This window comes from Streptomyces sp. ITFR-16, from assembly GCF_031844705.1.
Taxonomy (GTDB): Bacteria; Actinomycetota; Actinomycetes; order Streptomycetales; family Streptomycetaceae; genus Streptomyces.
Map to the genome: position 1 here is coordinate 1,037,243 of NZ_CP134609.1, position 15,621 is coordinate 1,052,863.

At 74.0% G+C, this 15,621-nt stretch carries 14 protein-coding genes and 2 pseudogenes; 7 read left to right on the forward strand and 9 right to left on the reverse strand.

Annotated features, from left to right (window positions below; genetic code table 11):
• Positions 1-88 precede the first annotated feature (88 nt).
• A complete protein-coding gene (locus RLT58_RS04735; RefSeq protein ID WP_311309120.1) occupies positions 89-871 on the forward strand; it encodes an MBL fold metallo-hydrolase in 783 nt (260 codons plus the stop codon).
• Positions 871-1,497, forward strand: a complete 627-nt coding sequence (locus RLT58_RS04740; protein WP_311314416.1) for a DedA family protein — start codon at positions 871-873, stop codon at positions 1,495-1,497. Before RLT58_RS04735 ends, RLT58_RS04740 begins: the two co-directional genes overlap by 1 nt.
• 18 nt (positions 1,498-1,515) lie before the next feature.
• On the opposite strand, the gene RLT58_RS04745 is transcribed toward RLT58_RS04740, so the two are convergent.
• The 4 genes and pseudogenes from RLT58_RS04745 to RLT58_RS04760 form a co-directional block, all read right to left on the reverse strand.
• Positions 1,516-2,574, reverse strand: coding sequence for an MBL fold metallo-hydrolase (locus tag RLT58_RS04745; protein WP_311309121.1), 1,059 nt, complete (start codon positions 2,572-2,574; stop codon positions 1,516-1,518).
• A gap of 36 nt (positions 2,575-2,610) precedes the next feature.
• Entirely contained in the window at positions 2,611-3,861 is a 1,251-nt protein-coding gene (locus tag RLT58_RS04750) for an aminotransferase class I/II-fold pyridoxal phosphate-dependent enzyme (RefSeq protein WP_311309122.1), read from the reverse strand.
• A gap of 108 nt (positions 3,862-3,969) precedes the next feature.
• Complete coding sequence (locus tag RLT58_RS04755; protein ID WP_311309123.1) at positions 3,970-4,824, reverse strand: SMP-30/gluconolactonase/LRE family protein; 855 nt, start codon at positions 4,822-4,824, stop codon at positions 3,970-3,972.
• 29 nt (positions 4,825-4,853) lie between these two features.
• Positions 4,854-4,934 (reverse strand): annotated as a pseudogene (locus RLT58_RS04760) (IclR family transcriptional regulator); the annotation flags it as partial.
• A 283-nt stretch (positions 4,935-5,217) separates the two neighbouring features.
• Between RLT58_RS04760 and RLT58_RS04765 the strand changes: the two are divergent.
• The 3 genes from RLT58_RS04765 to RLT58_RS04775 all read left to right on the forward strand — a co-directional run bounded on the left by RLT58_RS04765 (position 5,218) and on the right by RLT58_RS04775 (position 8,210).
• Positions 5,218-6,723, forward strand: coding sequence for a bifunctional phosphatase PAP2/diacylglycerol kinase family protein (locus tag RLT58_RS04765; RefSeq protein WP_311309124.1), 1,506 nt, complete (start codon positions 5,218-5,220; stop codon positions 6,721-6,723).
• Between the two features lie 209 nt (positions 6,724-6,932).
• Positions 6,933-7,742 carry a methyltransferase domain-containing protein gene (locus RLT58_RS04770; protein ID WP_311309125.1) on the forward strand — a complete coding sequence of 270 codons (810 nt, stop codon included), beginning with the start codon at positions 6,933-6,935 and terminating at the stop codon, positions 7,740-7,742.
• A 96-nt stretch (positions 7,743-7,838) separates the two neighbouring features.
• Positions 7,839-8,210, forward strand: coding sequence for a VOC family protein (locus tag RLT58_RS04775; protein ID WP_311309126.1), 372 nt, complete (start codon positions 7,839-7,841; stop codon positions 8,208-8,210).
• On the opposite strand, the pseudogene RLT58_RS04785 reads toward RLT58_RS04775, so the two are convergent.
• Together RLT58_RS04785 and RLT58_RS04790 are read right to left on the reverse strand one after the other, a co-directional pair.
• Positions 8,207-8,772 (reverse strand): annotated as a pseudogene (locus tag RLT58_RS04785) (AAA family ATPase). The gene RLT58_RS04775 and the pseudogene RLT58_RS04785 sit on opposite strands and share 4 nt — an antisense overlap.
• 34 nt (positions 8,773-8,806) lie before the next feature.
• On the reverse strand, positions 8,807-10,777 hold the full coding sequence (locus RLT58_RS04790; RefSeq protein WP_311309128.1) for a DUF5107 domain-containing protein: 1,971 nt from the start codon (positions 10,775-10,777) through the stop codon (positions 8,807-8,809).
• 213 nt (positions 10,778-10,990) lie between these two features.
• Between RLT58_RS04790 and RLT58_RS04795 the strand changes: the two genes are divergently transcribed.
• The gene (locus tag RLT58_RS04795; protein WP_311309129.1) at positions 10,991-11,344 is read left to right on the forward strand and encodes a DUF6204 family protein; all 354 of its coding nucleotides are present in this window, start codon (positions 10,991-10,993) and stop codon (positions 11,342-11,344) included.
• A 161-nt stretch (positions 11,345-11,505) separates the two neighbouring features.
• The gene (locus tag RLT58_RS04800) at positions 11,506-12,762 is read left to right on the forward strand and encodes an SGNH/GDSL hydrolase family protein (RefSeq protein ID WP_311309130.1); all 1,257 of its coding nucleotides are present in this window, start codon (positions 11,506-11,508) and stop codon (positions 12,760-12,762) included.
• 21 nt (positions 12,763-12,783) lie between these two features.
• On the opposite strand, the gene RLT58_RS04805 is transcribed toward RLT58_RS04800, so the two are convergent.
• From RLT58_RS04805 to RLT58_RS04815, 3 genes are all read right to left on the reverse strand, one after another.
• Positions 12,784-13,380, reverse strand: coding sequence for a TetR/AcrR family transcriptional regulator (locus RLT58_RS04805; protein WP_311309131.1), 597 nt, complete (start codon positions 13,378-13,380; stop codon positions 12,784-12,786).
• Positions 13,381-13,566: 186 nt separating this feature from the next.
• Positions 13,567-14,745 carry a sensor histidine kinase gene (locus RLT58_RS04810; protein ID WP_311309132.1) on the reverse strand — a complete coding sequence of 393 codons (1,179 nt, stop codon included), beginning with the start codon at positions 14,743-14,745 and terminating at the stop codon, positions 13,567-13,569.
• A complete protein-coding gene (locus tag RLT58_RS04815; protein ID WP_311309133.1) occupies positions 14,742-15,485 on the reverse strand; it encodes a response regulator transcription factor in 744 nt (247 codons plus the stop codon). The genes RLT58_RS04810 and RLT58_RS04815 overlap by 4 nt, the downstream gene beginning before the upstream one ends.
• Positions 15,486-15,621 lie beyond the last annotated feature (136 nt).

Sequence of the window (15,621 nt, forward strand, 5' to 3'; positions counted from 1 at the left end):
TTCGCGGACCGGAGGCGGGGCAGTGCCCGTAGGCTCGTCGGCAGATCCGGGGCGGTCCGGAGCGGTCCGGGGAACGGGAGGTGGCGGCGTGCCGGTGGAGATCACCTGGTGGGGCCATGCCACCTGCACGATCGAGGACTCGGGCGTCCGGGTCCTGACCGATCCGCTGTTCGTACGGCGCTTCGCGCATCTGCGGCGGCGCGACGGCGCCCTGCCGGGCCCGGCGGCCGCCGTCGCCGATGTGGTCCTCATCTCGCATCTACACTCCGACCATCTGCATCTGCCGTCGCTGTCCCGGATCGCCCCGGGCGCCCGGCTGGTCGTGCCGCGCGGCGCGGTCCGGGCCGTGCCGGGGCTGCGGCTGCTGCGCCGGGTGCGCGGGCTGCGGATCACCGAGGTGGTGGCGGGTGACGAGGTGCGGATCGGCGAGGTGCGGGTACGGGCCGTGCCGGCGCTGCACGACGGGCGGCGCCTGCCGGTGGGCCCGCACCGCTCCCCCGCCCTGGGGTACGTCGTCGAGGGCGGGGCGCGTACGTACTTCGCCGGGGACACCGGCCTCTTCGACGACATGGCGCAGGCCGTCGGTCCGGTGGACGTGGCGCTGCTGCCGGTGGGCGGCTGGGGCCCGTATCTGGGCCACAACCACCTCGACGCGGGGCGCGCCGCCGAGGCGCTGGCCCGGCTGGAGCCGCGCGCGGCGGTGCCGGTGCACTACGGCACGTACTGGCCGATCGGGATGGACCGGGTCAGGCCGCACGAGTTCCACGCGCCGGGTGAGGAATTCGTCCGCCAGGCGGCGGTGCGGGCGCCCAAGGTGGCGGTGCACCGGCTGGGGCACGGCGAGCACGTGCGGCCGGAGGCCGCCGGGTGATCGGGGAGTTCCTCCGGCAGACCGCGCAGCTGCCCCCGGAGTCGACACAGCAGGCGGTCGGCTACCCGTCCCTGTTCCTGCTGGTGGCGGTGGGCGCGCTGGTGCCCGTGGCGCCGACGGGCGCCCTGGTGAGTTCGGCGGCGGTGGTGGCGTTCCACCAGTCGTCGCCGTTCGCGCTGCTGGTGGTGTTCGCGGTGGCGTCGGCCGCCGCGTTCCTCGGGGACGTCTGCCTGTACTGGCTGGGGCAGCGCGGGGTGCGGTCGAAGAACGGCTCCAAGTGGCTGCGGGCGATCAGCGACCGGGCCGCGCCGGAGCGGCTCGCGCAGGCGCAGCGGAAGCTGGAGGAGCACGGCGCGACGGTGCTGGTGCTGTCCCGGCTGGTGCCGGCGGGGCGGATTCCGGTGATGCTGGCGTGTCTGCTGGGCCGGATGCCGCTGCGGCGGTTCGCCCGGGGCGATGTGCCGGCCTGTCTGGCGTGGGCGGCGACGTACCAGCTGATCGGGATCCTGGGCGGTTCGCTGTTCCCGGAGCCGTGGCAGGGCGTGGTGGCGGCGGTGGGCCTGACGCTGCTGATCAGCGGGGCGCCCGCGGTGTGGCGCCGGCTGCGGGCGCGCTCCGGCGGCTGACCGGCTCCGGACGGCGGGTCAGCCGCCGGCGGTACGGGGTTCGCGCACGGTGTCGAGGATCCGCGAGCCGCCGATGGGCAGGTCCCAGAGGCGCTCGCGCGGATGGCCGGCCCGCTGCCAGGCGGTGCGCAGCCGGGTGAGCGGTTCGAGTACGGGCTCCGCCGAGAGCAGGAAGGCCGCCCAGTGCATCGGCGCCATGGCGTGGGCGCCGAGGTCCTCGTACGCCCGCACGGCCTCCTCCGGGTCGGTGTGCACGTCGCCGAGCCACCAGCGGGGTTCGTAGGCGCCGATCGGCAGCAGGGCGAGGTCGATGCCGGGGTGGCGGCGGCCGATCTCGCCGAACCAGTGGCCGTAGCCGCTGTCCCCCGCGAAGTAGATCCGCTGCCCGGGTCCCTTGGTGTCCTCGATGACCCAGCCGCCCCACAGCGAGCGGCAGGTGTCGGTGAGGGTCCGCTTGGACCAGTGGTGGGCGGGCACGAAGTCGAAGCGGACGCCGTCGAGCCGCGCGGACTCCCACCAGTCGAGTTCGGTGACGCGGCGAAAGCCCCGGCGGCGGCACCAGTGGCCGAGCCCGGCGGGGACGAACAGCGGGGTGTGCCGGGGCAGCCTGCGCAGGGTGGGGGCATCCAGGTGGTCGTAGTGGTTGTGGCTGATGACGACGGCGTCGACGGGCGGCAGGTCCTCCCAGCGCACGCCGACGGGGGTGATCCGGGCCGGGGTGCCGAGGATGCGGCGGGACCAGACGGGGTCGGCGAGGACGGTGAGGCCGCCGGTGCGGATGATCCAGCTGGCGTGCCCGGCCCAGGTGACGCAGCTGGTGCCGGCCGGGACCTCGGGCAGCGGCTCGGGGGCGTACGGCAGCCGGTGGATGCCGCGCAGTCCCTCCGCGTTGGGCCGGATGGCGTGCTCCCGGGCGAGCCGGGACATGCCGAGGACTCCGGGGAGCGGGGCGGTGAGCCGGTCGGCGAAGCTCCGGGGCCAGGTGCGCACCTCGCCGAGCGGACGCGGTGCGAGGACGTCGCCCGAGGTCACGCGGGGTGTGTTCCGGGCCGGGGAGCGCTCGGTCTGTTCCGTCATCGGGGCTCCCGTCCCTGAGTGCGCCGGCGCGGGGCGTCAGCGGAGTTCGTCGAGGGCTGCTCGGAAAATGCTCAGGGCTGCCGCGACATGCGGCAATTCGAGGGGCTCCGCCGCGGTGAGCGACTCCAGCTGCTGCCGCGGGGTCGATCCGAGCAGGGAGCCGGTGCCCAGGCGCACCCTGAGCGCACCGAGTTCGTCGCCGAAGCGGTGGCCGCCGGGGGCCGGGGCGCCGAGCCGTTCGCTGAGGTACTCCTCCAGTTCGAGCGAGTCGGTGACCCCCCGTGCGGCGAGCCGGGAGCGCAGCGGGCCGAGGTCGGCGTAGAGGTGGCGGCCGGCCTGCGGGGGCCGGGCCAGGGCGCCCGAGGCGAGGACGGCCCGGTGGGCTGCGGCGGCGATGCGGGCCTGGGTGGCGGCGGCCCGGCGGACGCGTTCGGTGACGGCGTCGGGTTCGCGCAGCGCGTGGGCGGCGGCGGCCGCGACGGGTCCGGCGACGAAGGCGCCGAGGGCGGTGAGGATGTCGAGCGTACGGGCGTGGCGCACCGCCGCCCGTTCGGTGCCGGGGAACCGGGCGACGGCGACCGGCCAGGCGGACGGCGTCAGCGCGCCGGACAGGTCGGAGACGACCGTGACGTCGTCGGGGCACATCTCCGCCGGGCTGAGGAGCACGGTGTCGTGCGGCCGGTGCAGGGTGTCGCGCCAGGTCTCGTCGCTGACGATGTGCAGGCCCTCGGCGACGGCGGCCTCGCAGGCCTCACGGACGAGTTCCGGCGGGGCGACGGTGGCGGTGGGGTCGTCGACGACGGAGATCAGCAGCAGGCGGGGCCGGCCGCCCTCGGCCCGCACCCGGCGCACGGTCTCCAGGAGCGCGTACGGGTCGGGCACTCCGCCGCACTCGGCGGGGGTGGGCACCTGGTAGGCGGGCCTGCCCAGGAGCCGGGCCTGCGGGATCCAGGAGGCGGGACAGGGGCGCGGCATCAGCACGTCGCCGCCGTGCGCGGCGATCAGGGCGAGGAGCAGCGGGGAGGTGCCGGGGGCGGCGGCGATGTGCTCGGGGCCGCCGTGCAGCCCGCGCCGGTCCCAGTAGGCGCGGGCGGCCTCGCGCAGGTCCGCCGAGCCGCCCGCGGGCTCGGGCTCCGCGCGGTCCGCCGCGGCGGCGAGCACCCCGGCGAGTTCCGGCAGGACCGGCAGCCCGGGTCCGGGCGCGGGCGGCCCGTACCGTACGGGTCCGCGGTCCTCCCGGACCGCGCCGGTGCCGTGCCCTTGACGCCCGGTCCGCTCCCGGCCCATCCGGGCCTCCTTCGCCGCCGCTCGGTCTCCGGCCCTTTGCTCTCCGGCCCTTTATACGAGGGAATGGGGCGGCGCGCCTGCGCTACGGCCGGGCACTCGACGGGCCCGTCAGCCGGCGAACGGCGTCCCCGGCAGGCCCGTGCCCGCGTCCGGCAGGACCAGCAGCGATCCGGAGAGCGGGTGCGGGGCGTCGAGACCCGTGCGGGCCGAGGTGATGTAGAGGTCCCGCAGTGCGGGCCCGCCGAAGGCGCACGCGGTCGGCCGGCGCACGGGCAGCTCCACGGTGCGCTCCAGCCTGCCGTCGGGGGTGTACCGGCACAGCGCCGCCCCGTCCCACAGGGCGACCCAGACGGCTCCCTCCGCGTCGACCGTCAGTCCGTCGGGGTAGCCCGCGCCCTCCTCGACGACGGCGAACGGGCGGCGGCCGGTGACGTGTGCGCCGTCCGCGTCGACGTCGAACACGTCGATACGGCGGGTCGGGGTGTCGATGTAGTACATGAGCCGGCCGTCCGGGCTCCATCCGGTGCCGTTGCTGCAGGCCACCAGGGGCAGCACCCGGGTGGTGGTCCCGTCGGCCGCGACCCGGGCCAGACTGCCGCCGGTCTCCGTCCCGTCGTAGCGCATCGTGCCGGCCCACAGCGCCCCGTCCGGCGCGACCGCCGCGTCGTTGCCGCGCCTGCCCGGCTCGGGGTCGTGGACCAGCCAGCGGAAGGCGCCGTCCGTGTCGTACAGGCCGATGCCGTCGCGCAGATTGACGACCAGTCCGCCGCCGGCCCTCGGCTTGGCCGCCCCGACGTGCTGTTCGGTGGCCATGACCGTCCGCCGGCCGGTCGCCGGGTCGAAGGTGTGGACGCGGGCGGAGAGGATGTCGACCCAGATCAGCCGCCCGGCGGCGGGGTCCCAGGTCGGGCCCTCGCCGAGCGCGGCGCTCTCCCGTACGGCGAGTTCGGGACGGTCCCTCATGTCTGGCTCCCCCGGTGTCCGGGCCTGCCTGACAGCGCGGCGACGACCCGTCCGGACCGGTCGCGGACAGGGGCGGCGACACGGCTGGCATCGGGGCCGGACGCGCGGTCGAGCACGTCCAGCGCCCTGGTCATCGCGGGAACGAGTCGCCCCATGGCTGTGCACCGCCCTCTCACCCTCGGTATTCCGGTCAGTGACCGGTATCACGAACACAGGCTATGTCCGGCCCACTTGCGGGGACAACGACGAGGTGAGGCCGGGCACGCGGCCCGGGCGCGGCGCGGCGGGATCCTCCCGGTTTGCCCCGGCCCGGGGTGTGATCCGGGTCCTGCGGCGGCCACCGCCGGGCGCGCCTGCTGGTTCGGGACGGCCGGGCAGGGTATTCGCTGTCCCATGTCGTCACCGAGCATCCCTTCCCGACTGCCCCGGTCCGCCGGAGTCCGCGGCCGCCTGCAGCGCTACGACCTCGCCGTCTTCCAGAATCTGGCCGAGCGGCACTGGCCGGCCGCCGGACCCGTCCTGCCGAGGCTCAGCCGCAGCGCCAATCACGGGCTGCTGTGGTTCGGCGCCGCGGCGGGCATGGCCGCCTTCGGCGGCAGCGCCCGGGCCCGGCGGGCCGCGCTGCGCGGCATCGCCTCGCTGGCCGTGGCCTCGGCCGCGATCAACACGGTCGGCAAGGGCGCGGTCCGCAGGCAGCGGCCGATCCTGGACAACGTGCCGGTGATACGGCAGCTGAAGCGGCAGCCGGTGACCACGTCCTTCCCCTCCGGGCACGCCGCGTCGGCCGCCGCCTTCGCCACCGGGGTGGCCCTGGAGTCGAAGGGCTGGGGTGCGGTCGTCGCCCCGATCGCCCTGTCCGTGGCCGCGTCCCGCGTCTACACCGGGGTCCACTATCCGAGCGATGTGCTCGCCGGTGCGGCGCTCGGCATAGGGGCGGCCTTCGCCCTGCGCGGAGTCGTACCGACGCGGGGGCAGCTGCCCGCACCCGGCAGACCCCCGGGCGACGCCCCGGCCCTGCCCGACGGCCAGGACCTGGTGGTCGTGGTCAACCGGGAGTCGGGCACGGCGACGGCCACGGCCGCTCTGGTCCGGGACGCCCTGCCGAACGCCGAGGTGGTCGAGGTCCCGCCGGCCCTGCTCTCCGACGAGCTGGAGAAGGCGGCGGGGCGCGGCCGGGCGCTGGGGGTGTGCGGCGGCGACGGCACGGTCAACCAGGCGGCGTCGGTGGCCGCCGTGCACGGTCTGCCGCTCGTCGTGTTCCCCGGCGGGACGCTCAACCACTTCGCCTACGACCTGGGCATCGAGACGGTGGCGGACGCCTGCGCGGCCCTCGCGGCGGGGGAAGCGGTCAAGGTGGACCTGGGCCGCTTCCGGCCCGGTCCCGCCGGGCCCGGCGGCGCCCACGGCTACTTCCTGAACGCCTTCAGCCTGGGCGTGTACCCGGAGCTGGTACGGACCCGGGAGCACTGGGCACCGCGGATCGGCGGCTGGCCGGCCGGTGTCCTGGCGGCCCTGCATGTGCTGCGCGGCCGGCGTCCGCTGGAGGCCGAATTGCAGGGCCGGCGGCGGCCGCTGTGGCTGCTGTTCGTCGGCAACGGAATGTTCCAGCGGGTCGGGCCCGCGCCGGGGCGGCGGCACAACCTCGCGGACGGACTGCTGGACGTACGTGTCGTGCACGGCGGCCGGACCCCGGGGCTCAGGCTGCTGGCCACCGCCGTGGCGGGCCCGCTGACCCGCTCCCCCATGCACGCCGCCGTCCGTCGGCAGCGGGTGCGGATCGCCGGGCTGAAGCCGGGCACCCCCTACGCGTACGACGGTGAAGTGGCGCACAGCCAGCGGGAGTTGATGATCGACAAGCTGCCGGAGGCGCTGACGGTCTACTGCCCCAGGCCGGTGTGAGACCGGCCCGTCACGGGCGGACGAAGGGCGGCCGACGCCGATTCGGCCGCCCTTTCGCATGGGTGCGCACCCGGACCGGCACTGTCCACATCGCAAGATACCCATCTCATCATTCGGCATCCGGGCGTACGGTGGCGGTACCGATCAGCGCCCCGGGTCCGCGTTTCGTGTGCCGCGTGGCGACCGAGTTCGAGAGAGGACGCACGGCCATGTCGAAGGAGACCGCCGTCTACACCCACGGCCACCACGAGTCGGTGCTGCGCTCGCACCGCTGGCGTACCGCCGCCAATTCCGCGGCCTACCTCATCGGCGAACTCCGTCCCGGCAGGCGCCTGCTGGACGTCGGCTGCGGGCCCGGCACGATCACCGCCGACCTGGCCGCACTGGTCGCTCCCGGCCGCGTGACGGCCGTCGACACCACCCGGGAGATCCTGGACCAGGCGGCTGCGGCGGCGGCCGAACGCGGCCTGGACAACGTCGAGTTCGCCACCGCCGACGTGCACGCCCTGGACTTCCCCGACGACTCGTTCGACGTGGTCCACGCCCACCAGGTGCTCCAGCACGTGGGCGACCCGGTGCAGGCGCTGCGCGAGATGCGCCGGGTCTGCCGGCCCGGCGGCATCGTCGCGGCCCGCGACAGCGACTACGCGGCGATGACCTGGTACCCCGAGTCGCCGGGGCTGGACGTCTGGCAGGACGTGTACGGGCGGGTGGCCCGGGGCAACGGCGGCGAGCCGGACGCCGGCCGCCGGCTGCTCTCCTGGGCCCGGCAGGCGGGCTTCACCGACATCACCCCGACGGCCGGGTCCTGGTGTTTCGCCACCCCGGAGAGCCGGGCGTGGTGGAGCGGCCTGTGGGCGGACCGTACCGTCGGCTCGGTCTACGCGAAGCTCGCCGTCGACGGCGGCCACACCACCGCCGGGCAGCTGGCCGAGATCGCCGAGGCGTGGCGCGGCTGGGGCGAGCAGGAGGACGGCTGGTTCATGGTCCCGCACGGCGAGGTGCTCTGCCGCGTCTGAGCACACGGCCCCGGTTCCCGGCCGGTGCCGGGAACCGGGAAGCGGCCCCTCCCGAATCGATCACACGGCCCCCACCGGCCAACTAACCTGTTCCGCATGGAAATCCTGGGAACCACGCTGCGGATCTGCGTCGACGACCTGGAGGCCGCGGTGGCCTTCTACGAGGGCCTCACGGCCAGTCCGGCGCAGCGCTTCGAGCGCGGCGGGGTCTCGGTCGCCGCGATCGGCTGCTTTCTGCTGATGAGCGGACCCGAGTCCGAGCTGGAGATCCTGCGGAAGGTGACGGCGACGATCGCCGTCAAGGACGTGGACGAGGCGCACGCCGCCCTGACCCGGGTCGGCGCACGCGTCATCGCGGGCCCGGTGCCGACACCGGTCGGCCGCAACCTGATCGCCGTCCACCCGGACGGCTCGGTCTTCGAGTACGTGGACCGCAGGCTCAGCGGCCGGGGCATCATCGGCGCCTAGGTGTGCTGTCCCGGGGACCCGGCCGGCACGAGCCCCGCGTGGGCCAGCACGCTGTCGGCCGGCTCAGGGGCCGGGCGCTCGCCGTCGAGGACGACGGTCCCCTCCCGCAGGGTGTCCGCGGCGGCCACTCACTCGGCGATCTGCGCCTTGCCCCAGCGCCGGGCCGCTTCGTCGCGCTCCGGGTCGCCGGGCACCACGACCCGTGCGTCCAGCCGGCGTTCGAGCACCGGCGCCGACACCTTCGGGAAGTGGTGGACCGGCACGCCCGCCGTCTCCAGGGCCCCGAAGATCTCGTCCGCGTACTGCGGACGGACGACGGTCATCGGGGCCAGGACCGGCCGGCCGTACTCCTCGACCAGTCCCTGGGCCGGCGAGGCCACCTGCTTGCGCCACAGCGGGATGTGCTGGAAGTTGCCGTTCGGCACCTCCACGATCGCGCGCAGGACGAAGCCGGTCTGCTCGGGGTCGTGGACGAGGGCGTCCGGCAGTCTGCGCCGCGCCGCAGCTCCGCCACCAGCGTGGTCTTGCCGCTGCCGAACGCCCCGTTGATCCAGACGATCATGTACCGCCGCTCCCTTTCGCCGCCCTGTTCCCCGTCATGTGCGCGGCCTCATGCGGTAGTTGTACCGGTCCGGCAGCGGCTCGTCCGTGAGCTGCTCCCACACCTCCTCCAGGATCTCCGCCCCCTCGCGCAGGTCGGCCACCTCGAAACCCCTGTCGAACAGTGCCCGCGCGGCCTCCCGGTCGCCCTCCGCGAGCAGCAGCCGGGCCTCCAGCAGACGGAAGCGGCCCCGGTCGCGGATCTCCGGGAACAGCCCCGCCCACACCGTGCGCGCCTGCGCCGTCCGGCCCGCCGTCAGCAGGGCCTCGATCGCCTCCCGGCCGAGCGCCGCCGTGGCCGCGGTCCACGCCTCGCCGTCGTCGGAGCGCTGTGCGCACAGGTCGTCGAACGCCTCCGTGTAGTGGTCGGCGGCCCGGTCGGCCTGCCCGCCCTCCTGCGCGGCGACGGCCAGGCAGCGCAGGAGCGGCCAGCGGGAGCGGGCGACGGCCAGTCCGCGTTCCCAGCTGCGGACGGCCTGGGCGCGGTCGTCCGCGTGCCACTGGGCGATGCCGAGGTGGTACTCGGTGAGCGGATCGGCGGAGGCCGTCTCCAGCATGTCCCGCCAGTGCGGCGAGACCAGGGAGGGCCCGGGCGGGGTCGCGGCGTCAGGTTCGGGGAACGCACCCTGCTCCAGCAACTCCAGCCAGGGCGCCTGCTGTTCACCGAGGGTGGTCTCGGCGAAGGGGGTGCCGGGCAGCTTGTGCCCGGCGCGCCGCACTTCCAGGGCGCCCCAGCCCGATCCGGTGGCGAGGATCTCGCCCGGCTCGGTGTCGGCGCAGCGCCGCCACGCCTCGTAGGCGGCGTCCACATCGGCGCGCGGGAGGACCGCGGCGAGCCGCTGCTCGGTCTCGGCGCGGGCGGCGGCCCAGTCGTCGCCGTGCACGGTGGCGGGGTCGGCACTCAGGGGACCGTAGGACTCCAGCCAGCTGAACTCGCCGCCCGGCTCCAGCGGTACGTGTTCGAGCTGGGTGCGGGCCAGGCCGGCCTGGATCTCGGCGTAGCCGGGGGTGCCGGGCTCGGTGAGCCATTCCTGCCAGCGGCGGCCGCCGGGGCCGCTGCCCCAGAGGAAGAGCTTGCGCCCGCGCAGCAGTTCGGTGGAGGTCTGGACGAGCCCGTGGCCCTCCCCGTCGAGCGAGGCGATCCAGCGGCGGGCGCCGTCGGGCACCTCGTAGAAGTAGTCGGCGGGGTAGTCGCTGCGCAGCGGGTACGTCCGGTCGACGCCGCCGGTCTCGGGCATCGGGACCCGGTTGAGGGTGCGCTCGTAGCCGAAGTGCCAGGCCTCGTCGGCCGGGGCCAGCACCCGGGTGCCCTCGTCCTCCGGCACGGCGATGTTGGACCACCAGTAGACGGGCGCGGGGTGCTCGTGCGGATTGCGTATCCGTACGCCGACATGCAGGAAGTCGGAGTCCCCGGGCAGCCACAGGTCCACCTGGAAGGGCAGGTCGCGCAGCCGCTCCCACTCCCAGAGGCGGACCATCTCACCGCCGTCGGGCGCCGGGACGACGGCCGCGTGGACCGGGGCGCAGGACAGGGTGGTGTGGCCGGTGGCGCCGATGTTCCATTCGATGCCGCCGGAGAACCAGGCGCCGTTGAGCGCGAAGTCGGCGGGCTGGAGCACCGGGTTGGCGTAGACGAGGTCGCGGCCGGTCGGCTTGTGGACGAGCGAGTGGATACGGCCGCCGAGCCCGGGCAGCACGGTGGCGCGCAGCCGGTCGTTCTCGATCACGATCGCGTCGAGGTCCGTGGGCGTGCGCTCGCGTCCGTACCCGTCGAGCGTGCGGACGGGAAGGACGGTGGCCAGCGGCGCGTGCCCGAGCTGGCGGGCCATGTCGCGCGGCAGTCCGTCCCGGTCCCGGTCGTCGATGACATGCATCTCGTCCAGAGGCCGCAGCGCGGGCAGCGGATTCTCCGGCCCCGTCGCCGCGGCGGGCAGGGTCAGTACGGCACGTCGTACGGTGGTGGCCAAGGCAACCTCGCTCCCTCGCGCGGGCCGCCGCAGGTCCGGGCGCCCCCCGATGACCATGGAACACGCTCGACGCCGCGCGGACCAGGGGCGAAGCCGCCAGACTTCGGCAAAGCACGGAGTTCACCCCCGCGATATTGCGTTTCGGTCCCCTCCGGGGCGCCATAGGATCCCCGGCGAGGCGGGGGACATACGCGACAGGGACGGCGGGACACAATGAGCACGCAGCACACGTACCGGGTGATCGTGCGCGGCACGTGGGAGAACCTGACGGACGCGGCGCGCACCCGGCTGCTCGCCGAGGTGGAGGACCACGGCCTGGCCGCGATGCGGTTCAGCGAGGAGGGCTCGCTGACCTACGACCGCGTACTCAAGCACTTCAGCTTCCGGTACGTGGTGGTCTCGGACGCCGAGGACGGCAAGGAGATGGCGTCCGCGATCGCCGAGGACCGGGCGGGGACGACACTGCGCGAGGCGGGGTACGGACACGGCGAACTGCGCTCCACGGCGACGGACATGGACACCATGAAGATCAACTACAAGGGGCCGCGGGGGCCGGGGGCGGCCTGACGCCGCCCCCCTCGGCGAGGGCTGCGGTGCTTCCGGGCAAGGGACTTGGGCAAAAGTTCGGCACGAGTGCTTACTAAGCACTTAGTAACCATGCTTGTATGCGGCCCAGGACTCCACCAGGGCAACTAGAAGCACTCATGTTTCGAGCTACGTCCGCACTGATGATCGTGGCCGCACTGACCTGCACGGCGACGGCTGCGACGGCCGGGACACCGGCGGCCCGTTCGCCCCAGCACTCCGGGGCGGCCTCGTGGCACACCTCGTGGGCCAACGCCCAGCACAGCCTGGCACCCACCCCGCTGCGCGATCAGTCCGTACGCATGATCAGCCGTCTCAGCCAGGGCGGGGACGCGCTCCGCATCCGGGTACAGAACACCTTCGGCAAGAATCCCCTGACCGTGGATGCGGCCACCGTCGCGCCGAGCGGCGGGCAGAGCGCCGCGCTGGAGGGCCGGCCGCAGAAGGTCACGTTCGCGGGCCGGGGGAAAGTGGTCGTTCCGGCGGGCGGCGAGGTCTGGAGCGACGCGGTCGCGATGAGGACCCGGGCACAGGACGACGTGGCGGTTTCGCTGGCCGTGGCGGGCGAGGCGAGCGCGGGCAGCCATGACGCGGCCTTCCGCACCAACTACCTTTCCGCGCCGGGTTCCGGTGACCGTACGGCGGACAGGGGTGCGGGCGCGTACAGCGAGACCGTCGAGTCGACGTATCTGGTCACGGCGGTGGACGTACGCAACAGGGACCTCAGGGGCACGCTGGTCGCCTACGGGAGTTCCGTGGTGGACGGCACGGGGAGCACCAACTGCGGCGCCGGGTGCACCGAGCTGGGCAACAACCGGCGCTGGACCGACGACCTGGCCCGCAGGATCGACACGGAGCTGCCGGCCGGGCGCCGGTTCGCGGTCGCCAACGCCGGGGTCATCGGCACCACCAGCGCGGCGGACTGCCCCGGCACCGACCCCTACTTCCGGGGCCTGGACTCGCTGGCCCGTCTGAAGCGTGACGTGCTGTCGCTGCACGGGGTGACCGGCGTGCTCTTCTACTACGGGACCAATGACCTCGCGGCGGGGTGCGGCGCCGACCAGGTCATCGCGAGCTATCGCGCGACGTTCGCACGGCTCCACGCGGCCGGGATCAAGGTGTACGTCACGCCCGTGACCCCGCGTCCCGGCTACAGCGACGCCGCGAACCGGGCGAGGCACGAGGTGGCCGGCTTCGTGAAGAAGTGGGGCACCTGCACCGGTACGTGCGACGGCGTCATCGACTTCGACCAGGTCCTGAAGGACCCGGTGAAGCCGAACAGCATCAACCCCGCCTACGACACCGGTGACGGAGTGCACGTCAACATCGCGGGCCAGCAGGCCCTCGCGGACTTCGTCTCCCTGCCCATGGTGACGTCGTCGGAGCGTGCCCCGCGCTGACCCCTACCGAGCCGGGCCGGCTCACGCCGCCTTTCCTTGCTGGAGACCGAGCAGGAGCAGATCGATCAGACGGCGCGGGTCGTAGCGGGGGTCGCCGTCCGGCGCGACGCAGAGGTTGCCGATGCCGCGCATGAGTTCGTAGGGCTGGATGTCGGTACGGATCTCGCCCGCCTCCGCCGCGGCAGCGAGCAGTTCTTCGGCCACCGGCAGCAGACGGTCGAGGAAGAACGTGTGCAGCGCGTTGAAGCCGCTGCTGTCGGGCTGCATCGAATGGGCCAGTCCGTGCTTGGTGACCAGGAAGTCGACGAAGAGGTCGATCCACTGGCGCAGCGCCGTCAGCGGCGAGTCGGCGCTCGCGAGCAGCTGCGGGCCCGCGTCGGCGCACTCCTCGACCTGGTGACGGAAGACGGCGACGACGAGGTCGGCCCGGGCGGGAAAGTGACGGTAGACGGTCCCCATGCCGACACCGGCCCTGGCCGCGATCTCACGGACCGGCGCGTCGACACCCGATTCCACGAAGACCTCCGCCGCAGCCGCGAGCAGCTTCTGCCGACTGCGCACCGCGTCGGCCCGCGTGCTCCGTGCCGCATCCGATGAGGGCTTGCCCGCTGGAGACATCACCACATCCTTCCCTTCGCCGTCGCGACGGACCAGCGCTCCGTTCGATATCCGGAGCGCTGGTCCGTATCATAAATGGAGCAAGGTTCCGCTTCGGTGCCAGCTTAGCCGATCCGGACACCCGTGGCTGCTGCCGTGCCGCGTACCGGCCGGTGTGCGCGCCCAGGGGCTGATCGACGCGTCCGGTCAGCCGGTCATCGGCCCGGCGGCGGTGAAGGCGACCTCGATGGTGAGGCCGCCGTCCGGGTTGGCCCGCGCGGTGGCCTCCGTACCGTGCGAGTGCGCGACGGACGCGACGATCGACAGGCCCAGACCCGCGCCCTCGCCCGCCGCGTGCGTGCGCTCGCCCAGCCGGCGGAAGGGCTCGAAGAGGTGCGGCGCGTCCTCGGCCGGGATGAGCGGGCCGCTGTTGGAGACGGTGAGCGTGCCGTCGTGGAGGCCGATGCGGACCGTGCCGCCGCGGTGGTTGTAGCGCAGGGCGTTGTCGACGAGGTTGCGGACCAGCAGGGCCAGCAGCACCGGGTCGCCCTCGACGGTGGCGGGTTCCACCGAGGTCGTGACGGTGATGTCGCGCTGCCGGGCCTCGTCGAGGACAGCGGCGGCGGCAATGGCTACGGTCTCCTCCAGACGTACGGGCTGCCGCTGCTCCAGGTCCTGCTGGGCGGTGGCGAGCAGCAGCAGCGACTCGATGAGGTGTTCGCTGCGGTCGGCGGCATGGATGAGTTCGCTGCGGATCCACCGCACGCGCTCCGGGTCGGGGTCGGCGAGGCCGATCTCGGCGGCGGAGCGCTGGATGGCGAGCGGGGTGCGCAGTTCGTGCGCGGCGTTCGCGGCGAACCGCCGCTGGGCGGTGACGAGGTGTTCCAGCCGCCCGAGCATCTGGTCGAAGGTGTCGGCAAGGTCCTTGAGTTCGCCGGGCGGCCCGGCCAGTTCGATGCGCTGGTGGAGATTGTCGCCGGAGAGCCTGCGGGCGGTGGCGGTGATGAGGCCGACGGGGCGCAGCACCCGGCCGGCCATCCACCAGGCGAGGAACACGGACAGGACCGCGAACACCGCCAGGGCGATCCCGGAGACGGTGAGCAGGCGGGTGAGCGTCGACGAGGTGATCAGCTCGACCGTCTCGGTCCTTGCGTATCTTCCCGCCTGCTGGGTGGGGACCAGCTCACTGGGCGGGGTGCTGGTGGCCATCGGTACGGGGCGGCGGTACGGGGCGGTGGTGAACGCGGCGCGGATGCGGTGGTCGAGGCCGTCGCTGACTAACAGGTAGATGACGGCGACCAGGACGCATCCGGCGAGGACGAGCAGTCCGCCGTACAGGGCGGTGAGCCGGGCGCGTTCGGTGGTCGGGAGGAGCCGGCGGATCACTGCGCCGCCCGCCGGTCCCGGGACGGGCGGGGAGCGGTGGCTTTGGGCTGCGGGACGCCGCCGGGGGCCGGGGGCCCGGGGTCCGGCGGGATGCGGTAGCCCGCGCCGGGCACGGTCTCCACCGCCGGGGGTTCGCCCAGTTTGGTACGGAGACGGCTGAGGGCGACCCGCACCGGATTGGTGTCGTAGCCCGTGTGCTCCTCCCAGACCTTCTCGATCAGGTCCTCGCCGCTGACCACACCCCCGTCGGCGCGCAGCAGGGTTTCCAGGACGCCGAACTCCTTGCGGGTCAGGGCGAGCGGCCGGCCGTGCCGGGTGGCCCGGCGGCGCGCGGTGTCCAGGGCGATGCCGGCCCGTTCGATGACCGGCGGCAGGGCGGGCCGGACCCGGCGGCCCAGGGCGAGGACCCGGGCCAGCAGCTCGTCGTGCGAGAACGGCTTGGTCAGGTAGTCGTCCGCGCCCATGCCCAGGCCCTCGATCCGGTCCGGGACGGTGGTGGAGGCGGTCAGCATCAGGATCCGGGTCAGCAGGCCCTCGGCCACGGCCCGGCGGCAGATCTCGTCGCCGTGCACGCCGGGCAGGTCGCGGTCCAGGACGAGGACGTCGTAGTCACCGAGCCGCAGCTTCTCCAGCCCGGTGCGCCCGTCGAGGGCGACATCGGCCGTGATCGCCTCGCGCCGCAGCCCCTCGGCGATCATCGCGGCCAGAAACGCCTCGTCTTCCACCACCAGTACACGCATGTCCCCCTGTGTACCTCACGCCCCCCTTTCGTCGCTGTTACAGCGGGCCGGGGCGGGCGGCGGCCATCCGGCAACCGTAAGGGAAACGAAACAGCGGGTTCTGTGAGTCTCTGCCGCATCCGTCCGGGCGGACGGA

Excerpts from the sequence above, each read along its gene's own strand:
- RLT58_RS04745 (WP_311309121.1), bottom strand. The coding sequence starts at position 2,574 with ATGACGGAACAGACCGAGCGCTCCCCGGCCCGGAACACACCCCGCGTG.
- RLT58_RS04775 (WP_311309126.1), top strand. The coding sequence starts at position 7,839 with ATGGAAATCCTGGGAACCACGCTGCGGATCTGCGTCGACGACCTGGAG.
- RLT58_RS04795 (WP_311309129.1), top strand. The coding sequence starts at position 10,991 with ATGAGCACGCAGCACACGTACCGGGTGATCGTGCGCGGCACGTGGGAG.
- RLT58_RS04815 (WP_311309133.1), bottom strand. The coding sequence starts at position 15,485 with ATGCGTGTACTGGTGGTGGAAGACGAGGCGTTTCTGGCCGCGATGATC.
- RLT58_RS04800 (WP_311309130.1), top strand. The coding sequence starts at position 11,506 with ATGATCGTGGCCGCACTGACCTGCACGGCGACGGCTGCGACGGCCGGG.
- RLT58_RS04805 (WP_311309131.1), bottom strand. The coding sequence starts at position 13,380 with ATGTCTCCAGCGGGCAAGCCCTCATCGGATGCGGCACGGAGCACGCGG.
- RLT58_RS04765 (WP_311309124.1), top strand. The coding sequence starts at position 5,218 with ATGTCGTCACCGAGCATCCCTTCCCGACTGCCCCGGTCCGCCGGAGTC.
- RLT58_RS04755 (WP_311309123.1), bottom strand. The coding sequence starts at position 4,824 with ATGAGGGACCGTCCCGAACTCGCCGTACGGGAGAGCGCCGCGCTCGGC.
- RLT58_RS04750 (WP_311309122.1), bottom strand. The coding sequence starts at position 3,861 with ATGGGCCGGGAGCGGACCGGGCGTCAAGGGCACGGCACCGGCGCGGTC.
- RLT58_RS04770 (WP_311309125.1), top strand. The coding sequence starts at position 6,933 with ATGTCGAAGGAGACCGCCGTCTACACCCACGGCCACCACGAGTCGGTG.